Genomic DNA, 16,400 nt, shown 5'->3' on the forward strand with positions numbered 1-16,400 from the left:
ACGTCTAAACCTACGTACTTTGTGGTATCCTTCATACTAACTAGCTCCTTTCGTAATTATAGCTCTGATTTGGTATGTTGTTGCCTTAAACACAGTATTACCAAATTAACCTACGTTGTTACGAACAGGGGCTAGTTTCGTTCATGATAACTTATACTATAGAAAGTATTTTTATACTTTCTTAACGTGTAAAAAAGATGACGTTTTTTGTGAGCCGTCATCCTCTTCCAAACCGTTTATCGTCGATAGGTCCACTCATCATTTTCATATCTTCGTTTGGCGATCTCCTCAACATATAGCAGCTGATCTTCCGTTAGTTCATATGGAACTAACTCAATGTCAAGTCCTTGTTCAAAACCGGTTTTAAACGCACGCCTTGCTTCAACAATTTCAACGTTTTCATCTCGTAAATCATTGATTGCTACTGCCTTCTTTCCAAACGCACGTTGCATTCGCTCACGAACGCGGTCATTAGTAAACTTAAAGCAATCGAAGAGTTTATCTTCGTCAATGTCTAACAAGATGGATCCGTGCTGGAGAATAACTCCTTTTTGCCGGGTTTGTGCACTGCCTGCTACTTTACGTCCTTCAACGACGAGCTCGTACCAAGACGGAGCATCAAAACAAACGGCTGACCGTGGATTCTTTAGTCCTGCACGTTCTTCATCCGTCTGTGGAACTGCAAAATAAGCTTCCAATCCCAAGTTTCTGAACCCCTCGAGAATCCCATTTGATATAACTCGATAGGCTTCGGTAACCGATTGTGGCATTTCTGGGTGTTCTTCTGAAACAATGACACTGTAGGTTAATTCTTGGTCGTGAAGAACAGCCCTCCCCCCAGTTGGCCTACGAACAAATCCATAACCATGCTGATGGACTGCTTCTAAATTGATCTCTTTCTCAACTTTTTGAAAGTACCCAATTGATAGAGTAGCTGGGTTCCATTCATAAAAACGGACGACCGGTGGGATATCTCCTTTACTGTGCCATTCGAGCAACGCTTCATCGAGCGCCATATTATACGATGGTGAGCATGCACCTGAATCAATAAAATACCATTGTTCTTTCATATATGTACGCCTCTCTCTTTACTTCATCGAAAAGTACCTCTCATAGTTTAACAGAAACAAAATCGTGTATCCATCAAATTGATACGAATTTTAGGATTGGAAAAAATGGCTGTTTATCATTTGGCTACTTTTTAAACATCCGCTATAATGGACATGGTATAATAAGTACAGCTTAGATAGATTTTTTTAGGGGGAATTCGTAAAATGGAATGGCTATGGATATTACCTGCAGCACTTCTTATTTATATGATTGGCGCAGGTCTCTATCAGAGGAAACAAATTAAAACACTCTCTGAACAAGAATTTCGTGAAGGGTATCGAAAAGCACAACTAATCGATGTACGTGAACCGAACGAATACAAAAATGGGCATATCCTAGGTGCACGGAATATTCCTTTGTCTCAGATGAGGATGCGTTATAAAGAAATTCGTACTGACCAGCCTGTATACCTATATTGTGAAAGTGGAATGAGAACGGTCAGAGCTGCCGGCGTTCTTCGTAAAAAGCAAATTAAGGATCTTTATCAGCTTAAAGGCGGGTTTAAAAAATGGGATGGCAAAGTTAAAAGAGGCAAATAAAGTTATGAAGAGGGACTGACGCAACTGTCGGACCCTTTTTTAATTATATAATCTAGATCCATTTGTACCCTACCCCCCACACAGTTATTAAATGCTGATCGATGTCAAATCCTGCTTTCCTGCATTTATCACGCAGATTACGTATATGAGAATCTATTGTTCTTCCCTCAGTATCTGTATCAAACCCCCAAATAGCCTCAATAAGATGGTCGCGTGTAAACACTTTTTGTCGGTTCTTCAAGAACAACCCAAGCAAATCAAATTCCTTCGGTGTCGTGGTGATTACTTGGGACTGATAGGAAACCGTGTACCGTGTACGATCCCAAATCAAACTTTTAAAATCAATACACTCCGAACCAGCTTTCTCTGATCTCCGCAAAACCGTTTCAATTCTTGCTAGTAAAACATCTTCATCAAAAGGTTTTGAAATATAATCATCCGCACCCATTTTTAAACCTTTGATGACGTCCATATTTTGGTCTCTCGCAGTAAGCATAATAATCGGCGTCGTATAATAGTTTCTGATTTCCTTACATGTTTCCCAACCATCCATTTCTGGCATCATAATATCAAGAAGGATTAAATCTACTACTTTCTCTTCTAACCGTTGCAATGCCTCTTTCCCAGAATAGGCTTGGGTACAAATGTAGTTATAGGGAGTTAAGTATAAAGAGATTAAGTCAACCATTCTCTGTTCATCATCAACAATCAATATCTTTTTCACAATTATCCTCCCCCTTTTTCAGCCTAATTTTCATTATAGTGCCCTTCCCTAATACACTTGAGGCCTCAATCGTGCCTCCATGTTTCTCGATAATTTCCTTTGCAATGGACAATCCAATTCCTGTTCCGCCATGCTTTCTAGATCGAGACTTATCTACTCGGAAAAGGCGATCCCAAATATAGCGCAGCTGCTCAGCTGGAATCCCTTCCCCCTCATCCATGACTGAGATAATAACATCATGACCATCTTCTTTTATCTTCACTTGAACAAGTTTACCTCGATCCGTATAATGCAAAGAATTATCTAAGAGGTTGATAATCACTTGTTTTATTCGCTCTTCATCAACACTTAGATAGAAAGTGTCCTTACATTCCAAATCTAATTTGACCCCTTTTTCTTCAAAGGTCGGTCTCACTTTTTCAATAATTTCATTGATGAGAATGACAATATTAACATGTTTTTTTTGTATAGAGAATGAATGTTGATCGATCTTCGCAAGGTCAAACAGCGCAGTTACTAATTTAGATAAACGCTCTGATTCTTCTTTAATGATTTTCAAATATTGCTTACGCTTGCTTTCATCTGTAGTGGAACGGTTTGCAAAGTCTGCGTAACCTTTTAAATAGGTTAAGGGTGTTCTAAGTTCATGGGCAATACTAGCAAGAAATTCTGTTCTTTCTTTTTTCAAGTGTTGTAAATCATTCGAAAGGGATGCAATCGATCTAGCAAGGTCTCCGAGTTCGTCCTTACGTTGAACATCTAATGACTCTGTACCCAAACCTGTATTGATATGTTCGGTCGCTTTTTTCATTCGGATCAGTGGATTTGTAATGAATTTTGATAAAAAGAATACGGTTATCGCAGTGAGAATGATGGAAAGACCCCCGATTATGAGAAATTGAAAGGTTAGTCGATCACTAACATTTCTTATCGACTTGGTATCTAAAAACATATAGACGTATCCTTTCAACTGATCATCGATATAAATAGGGGAAACAGATGCCATATAAGGCTTGTTTCGCCACCTGTTTTCAATTAATTGACCTTTTTCGGTGTGAGTTCGATCTGAATTGATTGTTTGCATCATCACATCACTGATTGAATCGGAGTGAACAAGGATATCGTTATATTCATCTGTTATTACGACAATTGTCTCTGCTTCAGACTCCATTAAAGCAACATGGTCCAATGTTACATCTTCAAAATGTTTTGCGAGGACATCTCTATGACTATTCCCTCTTGCCAGCAATGAATTCGTTTCGTCTTCTATTCGATTACTGAGCAACCCATAATAAAGAAACACAAATAATATCGTTTCTATTAATAATATTGTAATAAGAAATAAAGTACCAAGTTTTACTGATATCTTATCTATAAATATCAATCCTTTCATATTTAATGGGATCTACGGGACTCATAAAGAATAAACAGCCAATTTTATTGCTTTCTTATTTTTTTTAATACAGTAATTAAAAGATAAAGTGAAATCAAGGTTAAAAGCAGTTTTCCTTCCCAATCAAATTCATTTATTTGAACAACTGAATATGCCTCAATAATAAGTGCCGGTATTTTCCCAACTGTACTTGCCAATGTAAAAAGAGGCAAGGAAACCTTTCCTAGAGCTGCAAAGATAGTAATAGTCCCTGAAGGAACAAAGGGGAATAGCCTTAAAGCCAGTATTAATTGGAACGCTTCCATTCCATCAACCTTTAGTAACTTTGCAACTTGGGGGAATTTAGTTGAATCGATGTTTTGCGAAAATCTTTTAAAACCTTTTCGGTATAGTATAAATGATACTATGGCACCTAATGCTTCTCCTAGAAAAGAAAAAAGGAGACCGTACCAAATTCCAAAAAAAGTTATATTGGCAGCCGTGATAAAGAAACTTGGAACGATTCCAACTATGCTAATTAAAATACTTATAAACAGGCTAATAAAAACTGAAACGCTAGAATACTCATCAAAAAACCAGAGAATCGTATCGTTCATTCATATCTCCCGCATTTCCTTCTACGTTCTTTATTGGATGAGTATCACTTCAACTCAGCATACTTTTCCAACACACATACTAACCTAAAAATGTCGAGGAATTGTGCACAACATTATTTAAAGCGATCCTCGTTTCTAACAAGAAAACTTACAGACATCTTTTTGATGATATCTGTAAGCATTCATAACCACATTCTTCTGTAAAACGAAGCACTATGTCCCTTTCCAAAGCCCATTCGTTCTATTTATTTAAAGAGTCCAATATGTAATTGTATCGAGAATCCCAAGAATCAAAATAAAAACTCCGGACAGTCTTTGGATGAATAGTCCGAATTTCCTGCTTTTTTTTAATATCGAACCACTCAAACCAAAGTACCAAATGAGAAATACCACAATAATGACCGGTACCGATGTCCCAATCGCAAAAATACTAGGAAGGATAGAACCGTATGGGTTTGAAAGCACGAGAGGCATCAATAAACCGAAAAATAAAAGGAACATTGTTGGGCAAAAACCTAATGAAAATAAAAAGCCTAGGAAAAATGATTGCCTTTTTCCGCGTCCTGTTACTCGTTTTAACCATCGATCAGAAGTGAAGTTCCACTTTAATTTTAAGTATCCTAGCATAACAAGTCCGATTACGATGAACAACGGTCCTATGAGTTTTCGAATCCATGGGAGTACACCGACCATTGTCTTTTCAAATTCCTGTCCGAGTATCCAAACAATTATGCCAAGGCATGAGAATACAGCTATTTTCCCTAAAAGAAAGAAAAGGATCTCTGCCCAAGAAACTTCTTTTTGAATGGAACGATTACCGTAAATGGTGATCGCTCCAATGTTCCCAGTTAGTTGACAAGGAGCTAGTGAACCTAATAACCCAATAAAAAAAGCAGATATTATCGGGACATTTTCAGTATTATATACTGCATTTGTTAAAGGCTCATAAAAAAGTCGGGTAATCGATGTGAAAAATTCATACATAGCTTTCTCCCTATTTATTATTATTCTAAAGAAAAAGGGCTGGGTGGAAGAAGAAAATTGAGATTCACCAATTCACTTGTCTACTTCCAATACCAGCCCTTTGAAACAATTTTCTTTTCGAAATTGATTGTTTTATTCAGGTTGGTTCCCAGCATCAGGGTCAGGAACGAAATCCGTTTCATAGCCTTTATAGTTAACCTGGGTTACCATACCCGCAGAAGCGTGGTGTAAATCATGGCAATGGAACATCCAATTTCCTGGATTATCTGCTTTAAAGGCTACGATGTATTCTTCACCTGGTTTTAAGTTGAGTGTATCCTTCATGATCGGAGAACCCGATACCGGCTTACCGTCCTTACTCAATATTTGAAAGAAATGTCCGTGCAAATGCATAGGATGATCATCTTCTTTTGAGTTATTAACTAGCTTTACTTTCACCAGGTCTCCCTTTTCTACTTCAATTTTATCTGTTTTTGGCCATACCTTATCATTAATCGTATAGACCATTTCCTCTTTTCTCATATCTGTATTAAGGTCCATTGTATATTCTAAATCATAGTTTTGATCAAGTGAAAACTGACTTTTAGATTGCTCCCCATATTTCGTAATGTTCAATACTGGTAAGTCTTCACTATAATTTGATTGATCGTTTTCTTCTTGAGATTCTTCATACTGAATATAGGTTCTCATTCCGGTCACTGCAACATTTTCGCCATGTGACTCCAATAGCCATTTCCCAGGGTTATCTGCAGTAAACTCGATGTCATATCGTTCCCCCGGTGCAATTGAAATCGCTTGATCCCGGACAAATGCTGGATTGTTTATCGGTTGTCCATCTGTTGCCACTACTTTAAATTCATGTCCGTGTAAATGAACTTTGTGAGACATAAACCCAGCATTGATTAATCGAATACGTACCTTCTCACCTTTTTTAACTTTTAGGGGTTTTGTCAAAGAACCACTTTTCCCATTAATGGTGTAAAGATCATACATACTCATGTCATGACCCATCTCCATACCACTGTCTTGTGACATGTCTGAATGGTCATCCTCAGACTTTTCTTTCTCTTCCTTGTTAGAATCATTAGCCATCTCACTATGATCCATGCCCTCCATGTTATCTTCACTCATTCCTCTACTCATCCATTCATCCAACATCAACGTATAATCACGATCAGGCTTATCTTTAGAGTTATTCGGTTCGACAATAAAAGCTCCGTAAAGTCCTTTGTCAACCTGATTTACTCCATCTTGATGGGAGTGGTACCAATATGTCCCTGGAACATCAGCAGTGAATTTATACGTAAATGATTCCCCAGGTTGGACAGCATTCATGGTGACACCTGGTATTCCATCCATTTCATTTGGAACAGGAACGCCATGCCAGTGAATCGTCACAGGGTCGGGTAATTCATTTTTCAGATTAATCGTTAACTTTTCACCCTCTTTTACTCGAATTTCAGATCCAGGTACGGATCCATTAAACGTCCATACCGGTAGAGTCGTCTCTTCGTTTATTTTTAATGTTTGTTCATTTGCGGTGATTGTAAACTCATTTGCTATAATAACGTTTGATTCATCCGAAGTAGATTTGGTTTTCTTCGATTCACCTTCTGAAGTATTCTTGTCTCCCATCTCTTCCATATTATGACCTTCATGACTGCTCGGTTTATCGTTTGAACAAGCAGCAGCTACTAATAAGATAAATACCATCAATAGTACAAAATAGACTGGTCTTTTCATTCTCCACACCTTCTCTTAATAATTAATTTCTTAAGATGATTATAAAAGCTAGTTATCGAGAAAATGTGCAGTTACTTTGTATAACTTAATATTTCTTTTATAATAATTCTTCACTAGAGAAAAGATACTACATGATAGGTTTCAAAAATAACAGACAGGGTATTTTTACCTTACCGGGGTATATTATTTCATATGAGGAGTTGAATCGAAATGCAAAAGAAAGAACCATCACTTAAACAACACGAAGAACCTCCATCCAGTCATACAGAACATGAAGAACATCACAATCACGAAGATCATAACGGCAGTACTGGACATCACCATAAAAATCACCACCACGTTGCCCCTGAAGATCATGGACATGAAGGACATGGCGGGCACGATCATCATGGTCATGATCACGAGCATATGATTGATGACTTTAAAAAACGCTTTTATATTTCGCTCGTTTTAACTATCCCAATCTTGCTTCTTTCACCGATGATCCAAATGTTCCTCGGTTTTGAACTCACCTTCCCAGGATCAATGTATGTTTTATTCGCATTAGCCACAATAGTCTTCTTTTACGGTGGTTGGCCTTTTCTAACAGGTTTAGCTGATGAACTACGTCAAAAAAGCCCCGGGATGATGACACTGATCGGTCTAGCGATTATTGTCGCTTATGGATACAGTTCACTGGTCATCTTTGGATTTCAGGGTAAAAACTTTTTCTGGGAACTAGCTACGCTGATCGACATTATGCTGTTAGGTCACTGGATTGAAATGCGTTCTGTTATGAATGCTTCAAATTCACTAGAGGAATTAGTGAAGTTAATGCCTAAGGAAGCCCATTTGATTTCTGAGAACGGAGATGTAATGGAAGTTCCTGTCTCCGAATTGAATGAAGGGGATCATGTCCTTATTAAACCTGGAGAAAAGGTACCAGCAGATGGAACTGTAATTAAGGGGAACTCTTCCATAGACGAATCTATGCTTACGGGGGAATCCATCCCCGTAGACAAACAAAAAGAGGATGAGTTGATTGGTGGATCCATTAATGGAGAAGGTTCCCTTACGATATCAATTAAGAAAACTGGAGAAGAAGGTTACTTATCTCAAGTCGTTAATCTAGTAAAAGAAGCACAAGAAACAAAATCAAAAACACAAGCATTGTCAGACCGGGCTGCAAAATGGCTTTTCTACGTTGCACTCAGCGCTGGTGCAATCACTCTTGTCATTTGGCTATCGATCGGATATCCTTTCGACTCTGCTCTTGAACGAACGGTTACTGTCCTTGTAATCTCTTGTCCACATGCGCTTGGTTTAGCTGTCCCATTGGTTGTTGCGAAATCGACAGCACTATCTGCTCAAAATGGACTGTTAATTCGTAACCGCACAAGCTTTGAAGAAGCTAGAAAATTAGAAGCAATCGTTTTTGATAAAACCGGTACACTTACCAAGGGGGAGTTTGGAGTCACAGATATTATTACTCAGAACAACAAAAGTGAAACAGATGTACTTCAGTTAGCAGCATCATTAGAAGCACAATCCGAACACCCTATCGCACGAGGAATTGTTCAGACAGCCAATGAAAGAGAAATTCGACTTATCGAACCTGATGATTTTGAATCGATTACCGGAAAAGGATTACAAGGGCGCGTAGATGGAAAAGAGCTCAAAATAGTCAGTCCCGGGTATGCTACGGAATATAACATTCAATATGATGAAAACCAATATGACAAACTCGCTAGTGATGGAAAAACAGTCATTTTTGTGATTGCAGATGACCAACTTCATGGGATGATTGCATTAGCGGATCAAATTAAAGAAACTTCAGTAAACGCAATCAAAAAACTAAAAGAAATGGGAATTCAACCTATGATGCTTACAGGAGACAATCGTCAAGTAGCAAGCTGGGTTGGGAGACAATTAGACATAGATGAGGATGAAATATTTGCCGAGGTTCTTCCACATGAAAAGGCTGATAAAATAAAAGAAATTAAGCGTCAAGGGACGAGAGTAGCGATGACCGGGGATGGTATAAATGACGCACCTGCTTTAGCAAACGCGGACTTAGGAATTGCTGTAGGTGCCGGAACAGACGTGGCAATGGAAACTGCAGATGTGGTTTTAGCAAAAAGTAATTCAGAAGATGTTGTAGCTATTATCAATCTTTCACAAGCTACCTATCGAAAAATGATTCAAAACCTCTGGTGGGCGGCGGGGTATAACATTATAGCCTTACCCTTAGCAGCCGGGGTTCTATATCCAATTGGAATCTTGTTGGATCCAGCAGTCGGTGCTGTATTAATGTCTTTAAGTACAATTGTTGTAGCCTTTAATGCGAGAATTTTAAAAGTTTAAACTATAAATGGTAAAAACACCGTCTAATTTTTGATTTTTGATTTTTGATAGACGGTGTTTTTTTGGATTAAAATTAAGAGCAATCTACTTAAACTTTATTCATTCGATAGTTCACTTCCTGTTACCCATTTATGATTTTTCACTTCTTCTCCACCGGTAGTCGGAGTGTAATCAATCATATATACAGTAGTTTGTTTGGCCGACTCGATTTCCGCTGTTGCGCCATCCATTCCTTTCATGTGTGATGCATCAATTGTGACTTCTGCACCGGGTTCAAAAGGTTTTTCTCCGGCACCTTCGATTTCTTCATGAATCACCCATTTATGATCCTCAACTCTTTCTCCGCCAGTTGTTGGGGTATACGAAATAACATAGGCAGTCGTATCGTAGGCTCCTACGATGGTTGCTTCAGCACCCTTCATACCTTTCATGTGATCTGTTTTGATAATCGCTTGACTTCCAACTTCATAGGTTGGATTATCTGCTTTTTTCAAATCGTCTGGAACTTCACCTGAACTTGAATGATCCATACTTTCATGAGAATCAGAACCCATATCCATATTTTCATGATTTTCTTCTTTGCCCTTTCCTTGATCATCACTCGCACATGCAGCTAACGTTGCTGAGAAAAGTAAAATAAATCCTACCATTATTGCTTTTTTGATCATCATCTTCGTCCTCCTTCAAAATTGGAATAATGACATTAAATTATCTTCGGATTTAAATGACTCTTTGAAACACCTTCTTAAGAAATATCCTTTTTCCTCTCATTTTGTAATACACTACCCAAAAAATATGCAAATTTTGTGCAGATAAATCGAATATCTGCTTTTAATTATTTATTACAAAAGGACACAAGAAAAGCGTAAGCGCCCTGCTTAGCCACGAAGGTCACTGGAAGACCGACGAGGAGGCTCGGCCCAAACAAGTTCGGTCCTGCGTGGGAATATACATGGAGTACTTCAGTGTGTTGCCGCCGCAGGAGGTCTGAAGTGATCCAAGTGGTTGGGCGCTGAAGCTGGACATTACATCCATGCCGCAAACTTTTATACTTTCTTTACTCATTATAAAAAGGAGGTAAATCCCCTCCCTTTCATACTTCTTATAAGGCTACATTATAAATATTATTATTCACCTTGATCATTGTAGGGATGAAAGCTTGTTCCGTTATGAGTATAGGAAATATGCTCATCCAATTGTTCTTCTTTTTGTAAACGTTGGACCAACTGTCTCCCTGAATCGGCAGTCATGTGTTTATACCAGACACCTTCAGGATATGCAATAACGGTTGGACCTCGTTTACATTGTCCATTGCACAAGGTTTTTGTAGTATGGATCTTCTGTGCCAAACCTAATGATTTGATTTCATTGCGAATCGCTTCGGTTACTTCGTCTGCACCATTTTTGGTACAGCTCTTTCCATTGCAAAGCATCACATGTTGATTGACTCCGTTTAATTCCATCAAACCCCTCCCTTATTAAAACGTATAACTCCTAAATTCCAAGAGACTCTATGCTTTTAACTTTACACGTTGTAACCGAAGCGCATTTAAGACTACGGATACGGAGCTGAAGGCCATCGCCGCTCCTGCAAGCCATGGTGCTAAAAATCCTAATGCTGCTATCGGTACTCCTGCACTGTTATAAGCGAAAGCCCAGAATAAGTTTTGTCTAATGTTTCGAATTGTTTTCTTACTCATCATAATCGCATCTGCTATACTATTGAGATCTCCGCGGATAAGTGTAATATCTGCCGCTTCCATCGCCACATCTGTTCCAGTCCCGATTGCCATACCTATATCAGCAGTTGCTAGAGCAGGTGCGTCATTAATACCGTCACCTACCATCGCTACTTTCCGTCCTTTTGCCTGAAGTTTCTTAACTTCTTCAGCCTTTCCTTCTGGGAGTACTTCAGCAATCGTATGTTCAATACCAACTTCTTTCGCGATTGCATCAGCAGTCTGCTGATTATCACCGGTAATCATAACGACATCTAATCCCATTTCTTTTAAACGGGCGATCGCATCTTTGGATGTTTCCTTAATCGTATCAGCGACGGCTACGAGCCCGGCATACTGATGATCAACGGCCACAAGCATTGCGGTCTTACCTGTTTTTTCAAATGAAACCATTTGATCTAAAGATTTTTCAGGAACCTGAATGTTTTCTTTTTTCATAAGACGACGTGTTCCGATGTGCAATAATCGACCATCAACCGTGGCCTGCACCCCGTGCCCTGGAATTGCTTCGAAAGATTCTGATTTACCTAGTTGAATATTTAATTCTTGGATACCTTCAACAATTGCTTCGGCCAATGGATGTTCAGATTGCTTTTCGGCTGCCCCAACGAGTTTTAGAAGTTCTGCTTCATTCCAATCGGTTGATACATCTGTTAATTTCGGTGCACCATTCGTCACAGTTCCGGTTTTATCCAAAATAATCGTATCTAAACGATGTGTTTGCTCAAGATGTTCCCCACCTTTAAACAAGATCCCGAATTCAGCAGAACGTCCAGATCCTGCCATAATGGAAGTCGGTGTGGCCAACCCGAGTGCACATGGACAAGCAATAACGAGGACGGCAATCAATTTTTCAAGTGCTTCTGCAAAATCACCTGGTGCAACAAGCGTATACCAGATCACAAAAGTAACAATTGATATTCCGACCACAATTGGAACAAATACACCGGAAATATTGTCAGCCAGTCGTTGAATCGGTGCTTTTGATCCTTGCGCTTCTTCAACCACTTTGATAATTTGCGCAAGAGCCGTATCTTTACCAACTTTAGTAGCTTTTATTTTTAAAAATCCGTTCTTGTTAATCGTCGACCCGATGACATGATCACCAATCGTTTTATCGACCGGAATACTTTCACCTGTTAGCATTGACTCGTCTAGAGCCGATTGCCCCTCAACGATTTCTCCATCGACAGGAACCTTTTCCCCAGGCTTCACATAGACCACATCACCTACTAATACCTCTGCAATTGGGATAACCATTTCTGTCCCTTCACGAACGACCGTCGCATTTTTCGCCTGCAGCCCCATCAACTTTTTGATAGCCTCAGATGAACGACCTTTCGCCTTGACCTCAAACAACTTACCAAGCAGAATCAGTGTGATTAATACCGCACTCGTCTCAAAATATAGTTCTACCATATGTCCATGTCCACCAAGTGACTGGATGGTCAGATATAAACTATAAAAGTAGGCAGCCGAAGTTCCCAAAGCCACAAGGACATCCATGTTCGCACTTTTGTTTCTTAGTGCTTTATATGCACCGACATAAAATTGTCCACCGATAATGAATTGTACGGGTGTTGCTAAGGCTAATTGAAACCACGGATTCATAAAGACCTCAGGTAACCAGATAAATGATGTAAACTCAAAATGACTAACCATCGCCCATAATAATGGCAAAGAAAGAATAGCAGAAGCGATGAATTTTACTTGTTGCTTTTTAATTTCCTTTTCACGATGATCCACCGATTCTGTACCTTTATCAGACTTTTCATCTAATTGATACCCAAGCTTTTTAATTGATTCTTTCATTTCCTCAATCGTAACCTCATTTGGATCATACTCAACTGAGGCTGATTCCAGTGCAAAATTCACATTTGCTGTAGACACGCCTGATAATCGATTTAATTTTTTTTCTATTTTATTTGCACACGCAGCACAAGTCATTCCAGTAACATTAAATTCTGCTTTCTCTTTAACAACTTGATAACCAAGCGATTGTATTTTTTCTTCAAACTTTTTTAAATCTGTTATGCTTGGGTCATAAGAAATTTTTGATCTTTCCAGTGCAAAGTTGACATTGGCGTCTGCTACCCCTTCAACCTTCTTCAATCCTTTTTCGATCCTATTGGCACAAGCCGCACAGGTCATTCCTTGAATTTGCAGGTTCACTTCTTTCTGTGCTCCCATTATTCAAACACTCCTTTTATATACTGCGTGGGGGTATAAAAATTTGGTAAAAATAGGGCTGATCATTAGCAATGTATCAACCCAGACATACCGTGTCAATGTAACAAACCTATTGGCACTATCATTTTAATAAAACACCGGACAAATTGGAATATTTACCTTAAGCTACATCATACCCTTGTTCTTCAATCACTTCTGTAATCTCCTTCAAGCTTACCTTTTCTGGGTTGAATTTTACATCTACTTTTCCATCTTTCAAATGAACTTTCACCGTTTCAATACCATTCAGTTTACCCACATTTCCTTCAATCGAGCTAACGCAATGTCCGCAAGACATACCCTGAACTACTAATGTTGTGTTTGTCATTTGTAAAGCCTCCTGTTTTCAGTTAGTTTCATTTCTTAATCACATATTACCATACCCCCTATAGGTATTGTCAATAGGTAAATTAAAATTTATTTATGAATTATATAATGAGCAGACTGACGTAGATCAATTCAATTAAATCACAACTTTATACCCCCTACACGTTTAATTTAATACTATTACGTATAAAGAAAAGGGTTATTCAAGTTGAACATTTAACCAATTTTGTTGTTTTTCATATTATAAAAGGTGGATGAATACCTAAACAGGGGAGCGTTTAATATGTCTTTACCAGCGATTGACTTAGGTTTGATGGCTGAACATTTGGCAACACATGAAGGGATGATTAGTAAATTAAAGCACTACCATAGCAAGGTAACCGATGGGCTGGGGATTTGTACCTCATGTATCCGAACAAGTGCAATTGAATACCTATAAACACTTTCAACATATCTTGAATATGTAGGAAAAGCGCAGCGCCCTGGGTAGCCACGAAGGTCACTGGAAGGCCACTGAGGAGGCTGTTGCCGCCGGAAGGGGACTGAAGTGATCCGAGTGGCTGGGCGCTGGAGCTAGACATTGCCTCTCTGCAGCAAAATTTTATACTTTCTTAAGGTATGCCTGTTTTCGTAAATATTGTGTGATATCCCCTAGTTCCCTTATAACAGGTATAAGAACAAGTGTACGGGAGGGTTTCCAATGTGGGAAGATGTGTATCAAACTTACTTTGATGTACCTGATGATGAAAAGGAAAAGTTTATACGAGCGATAGAGCGAGATAAAACTGCCAACAGTTCTAATATTGCCAAACTAATTTCCAACATTCGAGAAACCCGTTTTAGCGAAGGACTGGGATGCATTCACTGCGGTTCAACAGCAGTAGTCCGACACGGAAAGTACCGTGGTCGCCAACGTTATAAATGTAAGGATTGCAGCAAGACATTTAACGATATGACTAATACTCCAATCGGCGGCACACATAAACCTCATTTGTGGCTCCGCTATATTGAATTGATGGTAGAAGGATATCCCCTTCCCAAAATCGTAAAACACCTTGATATCCATATTTCTACTGCTTTCTACTGGAGGCATAAAGTATTAAATGCTGTTCGCTCAATTGGGGACAATGTTCTTCAAGGTGTCATTGAAAGTGATGAAACTTATCTTCTAGAAAGTATGAAAGACAGTGGTTAGATAGGTTTCAAGGTGTCTCAAAACGATGGCTAGACAATCACCTATATTGGTTCCGTTTTCTCCAACTTAACAAGAAGTTGCCGTATGGGTAGCAAATAACTTCGCTTCTATTGGGATGTTGCAGAAAATCAAAATATACAACCGTTGGAGAACTTAGGGCTGCCTAAGATACGCTTCTGGTAGCCGAGGAAAAATTACTTTTACATAAAAAAACAGTTTCGCTATAACGAAACTGTTTTGGGTTTTATAGTCTTATTCCATTCGAGCCCCTGTTAGTTAAATATAATCTCCATTTTTCTACTCTTTGTTGCCATTCCGATTGACCTATAAAATTCAATGGCAGATGTATTTTTCTCGGATACTCCCAATTCGATACTATCAACTGTGAGCCTCCTCCCAAAATCAAAAACATATTTAGTTAGCTTTTTTCCGATGCCTTTCTTCCTATGCGTTTCAGTAACGGATAAACTGTTTATAACTAATACTTTCCTCGCTTTGACAAAAGAATTTTCGGTTGTTTCTTCTTCCTTCGTCACTATAACTCCGACTATATCCTTGCCTATGGTAGCCACAAAAATATGTTGTTTACCATCATTCAATTGACGTTCAAAGAATTCTTGCTCGACTGGATTTGAATTGTCTATGTACAAATCTGGTCTTGCAGAAACGTGGAAATTATGAACCTGCCTAAATAAAGGCAACAATGACTCGTAGTCGTTTCGCTCGGCGTTTCGAATAGATATATCCATATTTTTTCTACCCCTTAAAAATTGTTTAATTGCTATTTTTACCACTTCTCACTCTTGCCTGAAATGCTCTCTTAAACTATTCTGTCCCTTTAATTGAGCAAACTCTTTATTTATATTGGGCCAGCTTTTCTGTTTATAGGTATACTATGTCATGCCGCTGATAAAATAGCCGATCCTTGTTACGATTCCTACCATGTCTCTCCCCTTCTGATCAGGATCATATATGGTTTGAATCAATTGCCAACCGGCATAACCCAGCAGCCCAGCAGCCAGCACCCACAATAAAGAATTCACTAAAGGGTTGGTTTGCAACGGAAGCCAAGGCCCCCGTTTGCCCCTGTGGTCTTACCTCCTACTCCAAAAGCCGCCATACCCGAAAGCGTGCCGACCAAAATAAATACCATCCCTTTCGCTAGATGACCAAATCTGGCAAAGCCCCTTATCCACGGTTTAACATCATTGCCCGCTTCCTTTGCCTTCCTTTTTGCTTTATATCTGTTCAGCATTTCTGTGATCTCCTCTTGAGTACCATTTTGTCTTTGGGATAGCATATGATGGTCAAACGAAACCGATAATGCAGGGGATGGGACATTGCTGCGAGATTTTCAGTAAATGGTACGCAAATATGTATGTGGTTGAGCTTAATTATATAGGAAACCATCAATATTAGTTCATTTTATTTGTAATTCCATTGATACTTTTCCAAACTCGCAATCTTTGTAAGAAGCT

At 38.9% G+C, this 16,400-nt stretch carries 16 protein-coding genes and 1 pseudogene; 4 read left to right on the plus strand and 13 right to left on the minus strand.

Going from position 1 to position 16,400, the window contains the following annotated elements; genetic code table 11:
* Positions 1–236 precede the first annotated feature (236 nt).
* The gene (locus NON16_RS00005; protein ID WP_257345712.1) at positions 237–1,070 is read right to left on the minus strand and encodes a lipoate--protein ligase family protein; all 834 of its coding nucleotides are present in this window, start codon (positions 1,068–1,070) and stop codon (positions 237–239) included.
* A gap of 204 nt (positions 1,071–1,274) precedes the next feature.
* Here NON16_RS00005 and NON16_RS00010 point away from each other — a divergent pair, with 204 nt between their 5' ends.
* Entirely contained in the window at positions 1,275–1,649 is a 375-nt protein-coding gene (locus tag NON16_RS00010) for a rhodanese-like domain-containing protein (RefSeq protein WP_257345715.1), read from the plus strand.
* A gap of 52 nt (positions 1,650–1,701) precedes the next feature.
* On the opposite strand, the gene NON16_RS00015 is transcribed toward NON16_RS00010, so the two are convergent.
* The 5 genes from NON16_RS00015 to NON16_RS00035 all read right to left on the minus strand — a co-directional run bounded on the left by NON16_RS00015 (position 1,702) and on the right by NON16_RS00035 (position 7,089).
* On the minus strand, positions 1,702–2,373 hold the full coding sequence (locus NON16_RS00015; RefSeq protein ID WP_257345717.1) for a response regulator transcription factor: 672 nt from the start codon (positions 2,371–2,373) through the stop codon (positions 1,702–1,704).
* Complete coding sequence (locus tag NON16_RS00020) at positions 2,351–3,766, minus strand: sensor histidine kinase (RefSeq protein ID WP_257345720.1); 1,416 nt, start codon at positions 3,764–3,766, stop codon at positions 2,351–2,353. Before NON16_RS00020 ends, NON16_RS00015 begins: the two co-directional genes overlap by 23 nt.
* A gap of 44 nt (positions 3,767–3,810) precedes the next feature.
* On the minus strand, positions 3,811–4,362 hold the full coding sequence (locus NON16_RS00025) for a TVP38/TMEM64 family protein (protein WP_257345723.1): 552 nt from the start codon (positions 4,360–4,362) through the stop codon (positions 3,811–3,813).
* A 249-nt stretch (positions 4,363–4,611) separates the two neighbouring features.
* Positions 4,612–5,346 (minus strand): sulfite exporter TauE/SafE family protein, encoded by a 735-nt coding sequence (locus NON16_RS00030; RefSeq protein WP_257345725.1) that lies wholly within the window; start codon positions 5,344–5,346, stop codon positions 4,612–4,614.
* Positions 5,347–5,478: 132 nt separating this feature from the next.
* Positions 5,479–7,089, minus strand: a complete 1,611-nt coding sequence (locus tag NON16_RS00035; RefSeq protein ID WP_257345728.1) for a multicopper oxidase family protein — start codon at positions 7,087–7,089, stop codon at positions 5,479–5,481.
* A 210-nt stretch (positions 7,090–7,299) separates the two neighbouring features.
* On the opposite strand from NON16_RS00035, the gene NON16_RS00040 reads away from it, so the two are divergent.
* Positions 7,300–9,432 carry a heavy metal translocating P-type ATPase gene (locus NON16_RS00040; protein WP_257345731.1) on the plus strand — a complete coding sequence of 711 codons (2,133 nt, stop codon included), beginning with the start codon at positions 7,300–7,302 and terminating at the stop codon, positions 9,430–9,432.
* 95 nt (positions 9,433–9,527) lie between these two features.
* Here NON16_RS00040 and NON16_RS00045 read toward each other — a convergent pair whose 3' ends face one another.
* The 4 genes from NON16_RS00045 to copZ all read right to left on the minus strand — a co-directional run bounded on the left by NON16_RS00045 (position 9,528) and on the right by copZ (position 13,728).
* Positions 9,528–10,100 carry a YdhK family protein gene (locus NON16_RS00045; protein WP_257346619.1) on the minus strand — a complete coding sequence of 191 codons (573 nt, stop codon included), beginning with the start codon at positions 10,098–10,100 and terminating at the stop codon, positions 9,528–9,530.
* A gap of 459 nt (positions 10,101–10,559) precedes the next feature.
* Entirely contained in the window at positions 10,560–10,895 is a 336-nt protein-coding gene (locus NON16_RS00050; protein ID WP_257345734.1) for a (2Fe-2S) ferredoxin domain-containing protein, read from the minus strand.
* Between the two features lie 48 nt (positions 10,896–10,943).
* On the minus strand, positions 10,944–13,361 hold the full coding sequence (locus NON16_RS00055; RefSeq protein WP_257345737.1) for a heavy metal translocating P-type ATPase: 2,418 nt from the start codon (positions 13,359–13,361) through the stop codon (positions 10,944–10,946).
* A gap of 160 nt (positions 13,362–13,521) precedes the next feature.
* The gene (gene copZ / locus NON16_RS00060; protein ID WP_257345740.1) at positions 13,522–13,728 is read right to left on the minus strand and encodes a copper chaperone CopZ; all 207 of its coding nucleotides are present in this window, start codon (positions 13,726–13,728) and stop codon (positions 13,522–13,524) included.
* 282 nt (positions 13,729–14,010) lie between these two features.
* Between copZ and NON16_RS00065 the strand changes: the two genes are divergently transcribed.
* Positions 14,011–14,166 carry a hypothetical protein gene (locus NON16_RS00065; protein ID WP_257345743.1) on the plus strand — a complete coding sequence of 52 codons (156 nt, stop codon included), beginning with the start codon at positions 14,011–14,013 and terminating at the stop codon, positions 14,164–14,166.
* Positions 14,167–14,529: 363 nt separating this feature from the next.
* Positions 14,530–14,910: pseudogene (locus NON16_RS25815) on the plus strand (transposase); the annotation flags it as partial.
* Positions 14,911–15,194: 284 nt separating this feature from the next.
* Here the strand turns inward: NON16_RS25815 and NON16_RS00075 are convergent.
* The 3 genes from NON16_RS00075 to NON16_RS00085 form a co-directional block, all read right to left on the minus strand.
* Entirely contained in the window at positions 15,195–15,716 is a 522-nt protein-coding gene (locus tag NON16_RS00075) for a GNAT family N-acetyltransferase (RefSeq protein ID WP_257345746.1), read from the minus strand.
* 99 nt (positions 15,717–15,815) lie between these two features.
* Positions 15,816–15,983 carry a DUF1206 domain-containing protein gene (locus NON16_RS00080; RefSeq protein WP_257345749.1) on the minus strand — a complete coding sequence of 56 codons (168 nt, stop codon included), beginning with the start codon at positions 15,981–15,983 and terminating at the stop codon, positions 15,816–15,818.
* The gene (locus tag NON16_RS00085) at positions 15,965–16,177 is read right to left on the minus strand and encodes a hypothetical protein (RefSeq protein WP_257345752.1); all 213 of its coding nucleotides are present in this window, start codon (positions 16,175–16,177) and stop codon (positions 15,965–15,967) included. The genes NON16_RS00080 and NON16_RS00085 overlap by 19 nt, the downstream gene beginning before the upstream one ends.
* Positions 16,178–16,400 lie beyond the last annotated feature (223 nt).

Source organism: Pseudalkalibacillus decolorationis, assembly GCF_024609785.1.
Classification (GTDB): Bacteria; Bacillota; Bacilli; order Bacillales; family Fictibacillaceae; genus Pseudalkalibacillus; species Pseudalkalibacillus decolorationis.

What these genes read in the sequence shown, in the direction of transcription:
- NON16_RS00005 (WP_257345712.1), bottom strand. Translation starts at nt 1,070, where the DNA reads ATGAAAGAACAATGGTATTTTATTGATTCAGGTGCATGCTCACCATCG.
- NON16_RS00010 (WP_257345715.1), top strand. Translation starts at nt 1,275, where the DNA reads ATGGAATGGCTATGGATATTACCTGCAGCACTTCTTATTTATATGATT.
- NON16_RS00020 (WP_257345720.1), bottom strand. Translation starts at nt 3,766, where the DNA reads ATGAAAGGATTGATATTTATAGATAAGATATCAGTAAAACTTGGTACT.
- NON16_RS00025 (WP_257345723.1), bottom strand. Translation starts at nt 4,362, where the DNA reads ATGAACGATACGATTCTCTGGTTTTTTGATGAGTATTCTAGCGTTTCA.
- NON16_RS00030 (WP_257345725.1), bottom strand. Translation starts at nt 5,346, where the DNA reads ATGTATGAATTTTTCACATCGATTACCCGACTTTTTTATGAGCCTTTA.
- NON16_RS00035 (WP_257345728.1), bottom strand. Translation starts at nt 7,089, where the DNA reads ATGAAAAGACCAGTCTATTTTGTACTATTGATGGTATTTATCTTATTA.
- NON16_RS00040 (WP_257345731.1), top strand. Translation starts at nt 7,300, where the DNA reads ATGCAAAAGAAAGAACCATCACTTAAACAACACGAAGAACCTCCATCC.
- NON16_RS00045 (WP_257346619.1), bottom strand. Translation starts at nt 10,100, where the DNA reads ATGATCAAAAAAGCAATAATGGTAGGATTTATTTTACTTTTCTCAGCA.
- NON16_RS00050 (WP_257345734.1), bottom strand. Translation starts at nt 10,895, where the DNA reads ATGGAATTAAACGGAGTCAATCAACATGTGATGCTTTGCAATGGAAAG.
- NON16_RS00055 (WP_257345737.1), bottom strand. Translation starts at nt 13,361, where the DNA reads ATGGGAGCACAGAAAGAAGTGAACCTGCAAATTCAAGGAATGACCTGT.
- copZ (WP_257345740.1), bottom strand. Translation starts at nt 13,728, where the DNA reads ATGACAAACACAACATTAGTAGTTCAGGGTATGTCTTGCGGACATTGC.
- NON16_RS00065 (WP_257345743.1), top strand. Translation starts at nt 14,011, where the DNA reads ATGTCTTTACCAGCGATTGACTTAGGTTTGATGGCTGAACATTTGGCA.
- NON16_RS00085 (WP_257345752.1), bottom strand. Translation starts at nt 16,177, where the DNA reads ATGCTGAACAGATATAAAGCAAAAAGGAAGGCAAAGGAAGCGGGCAAT.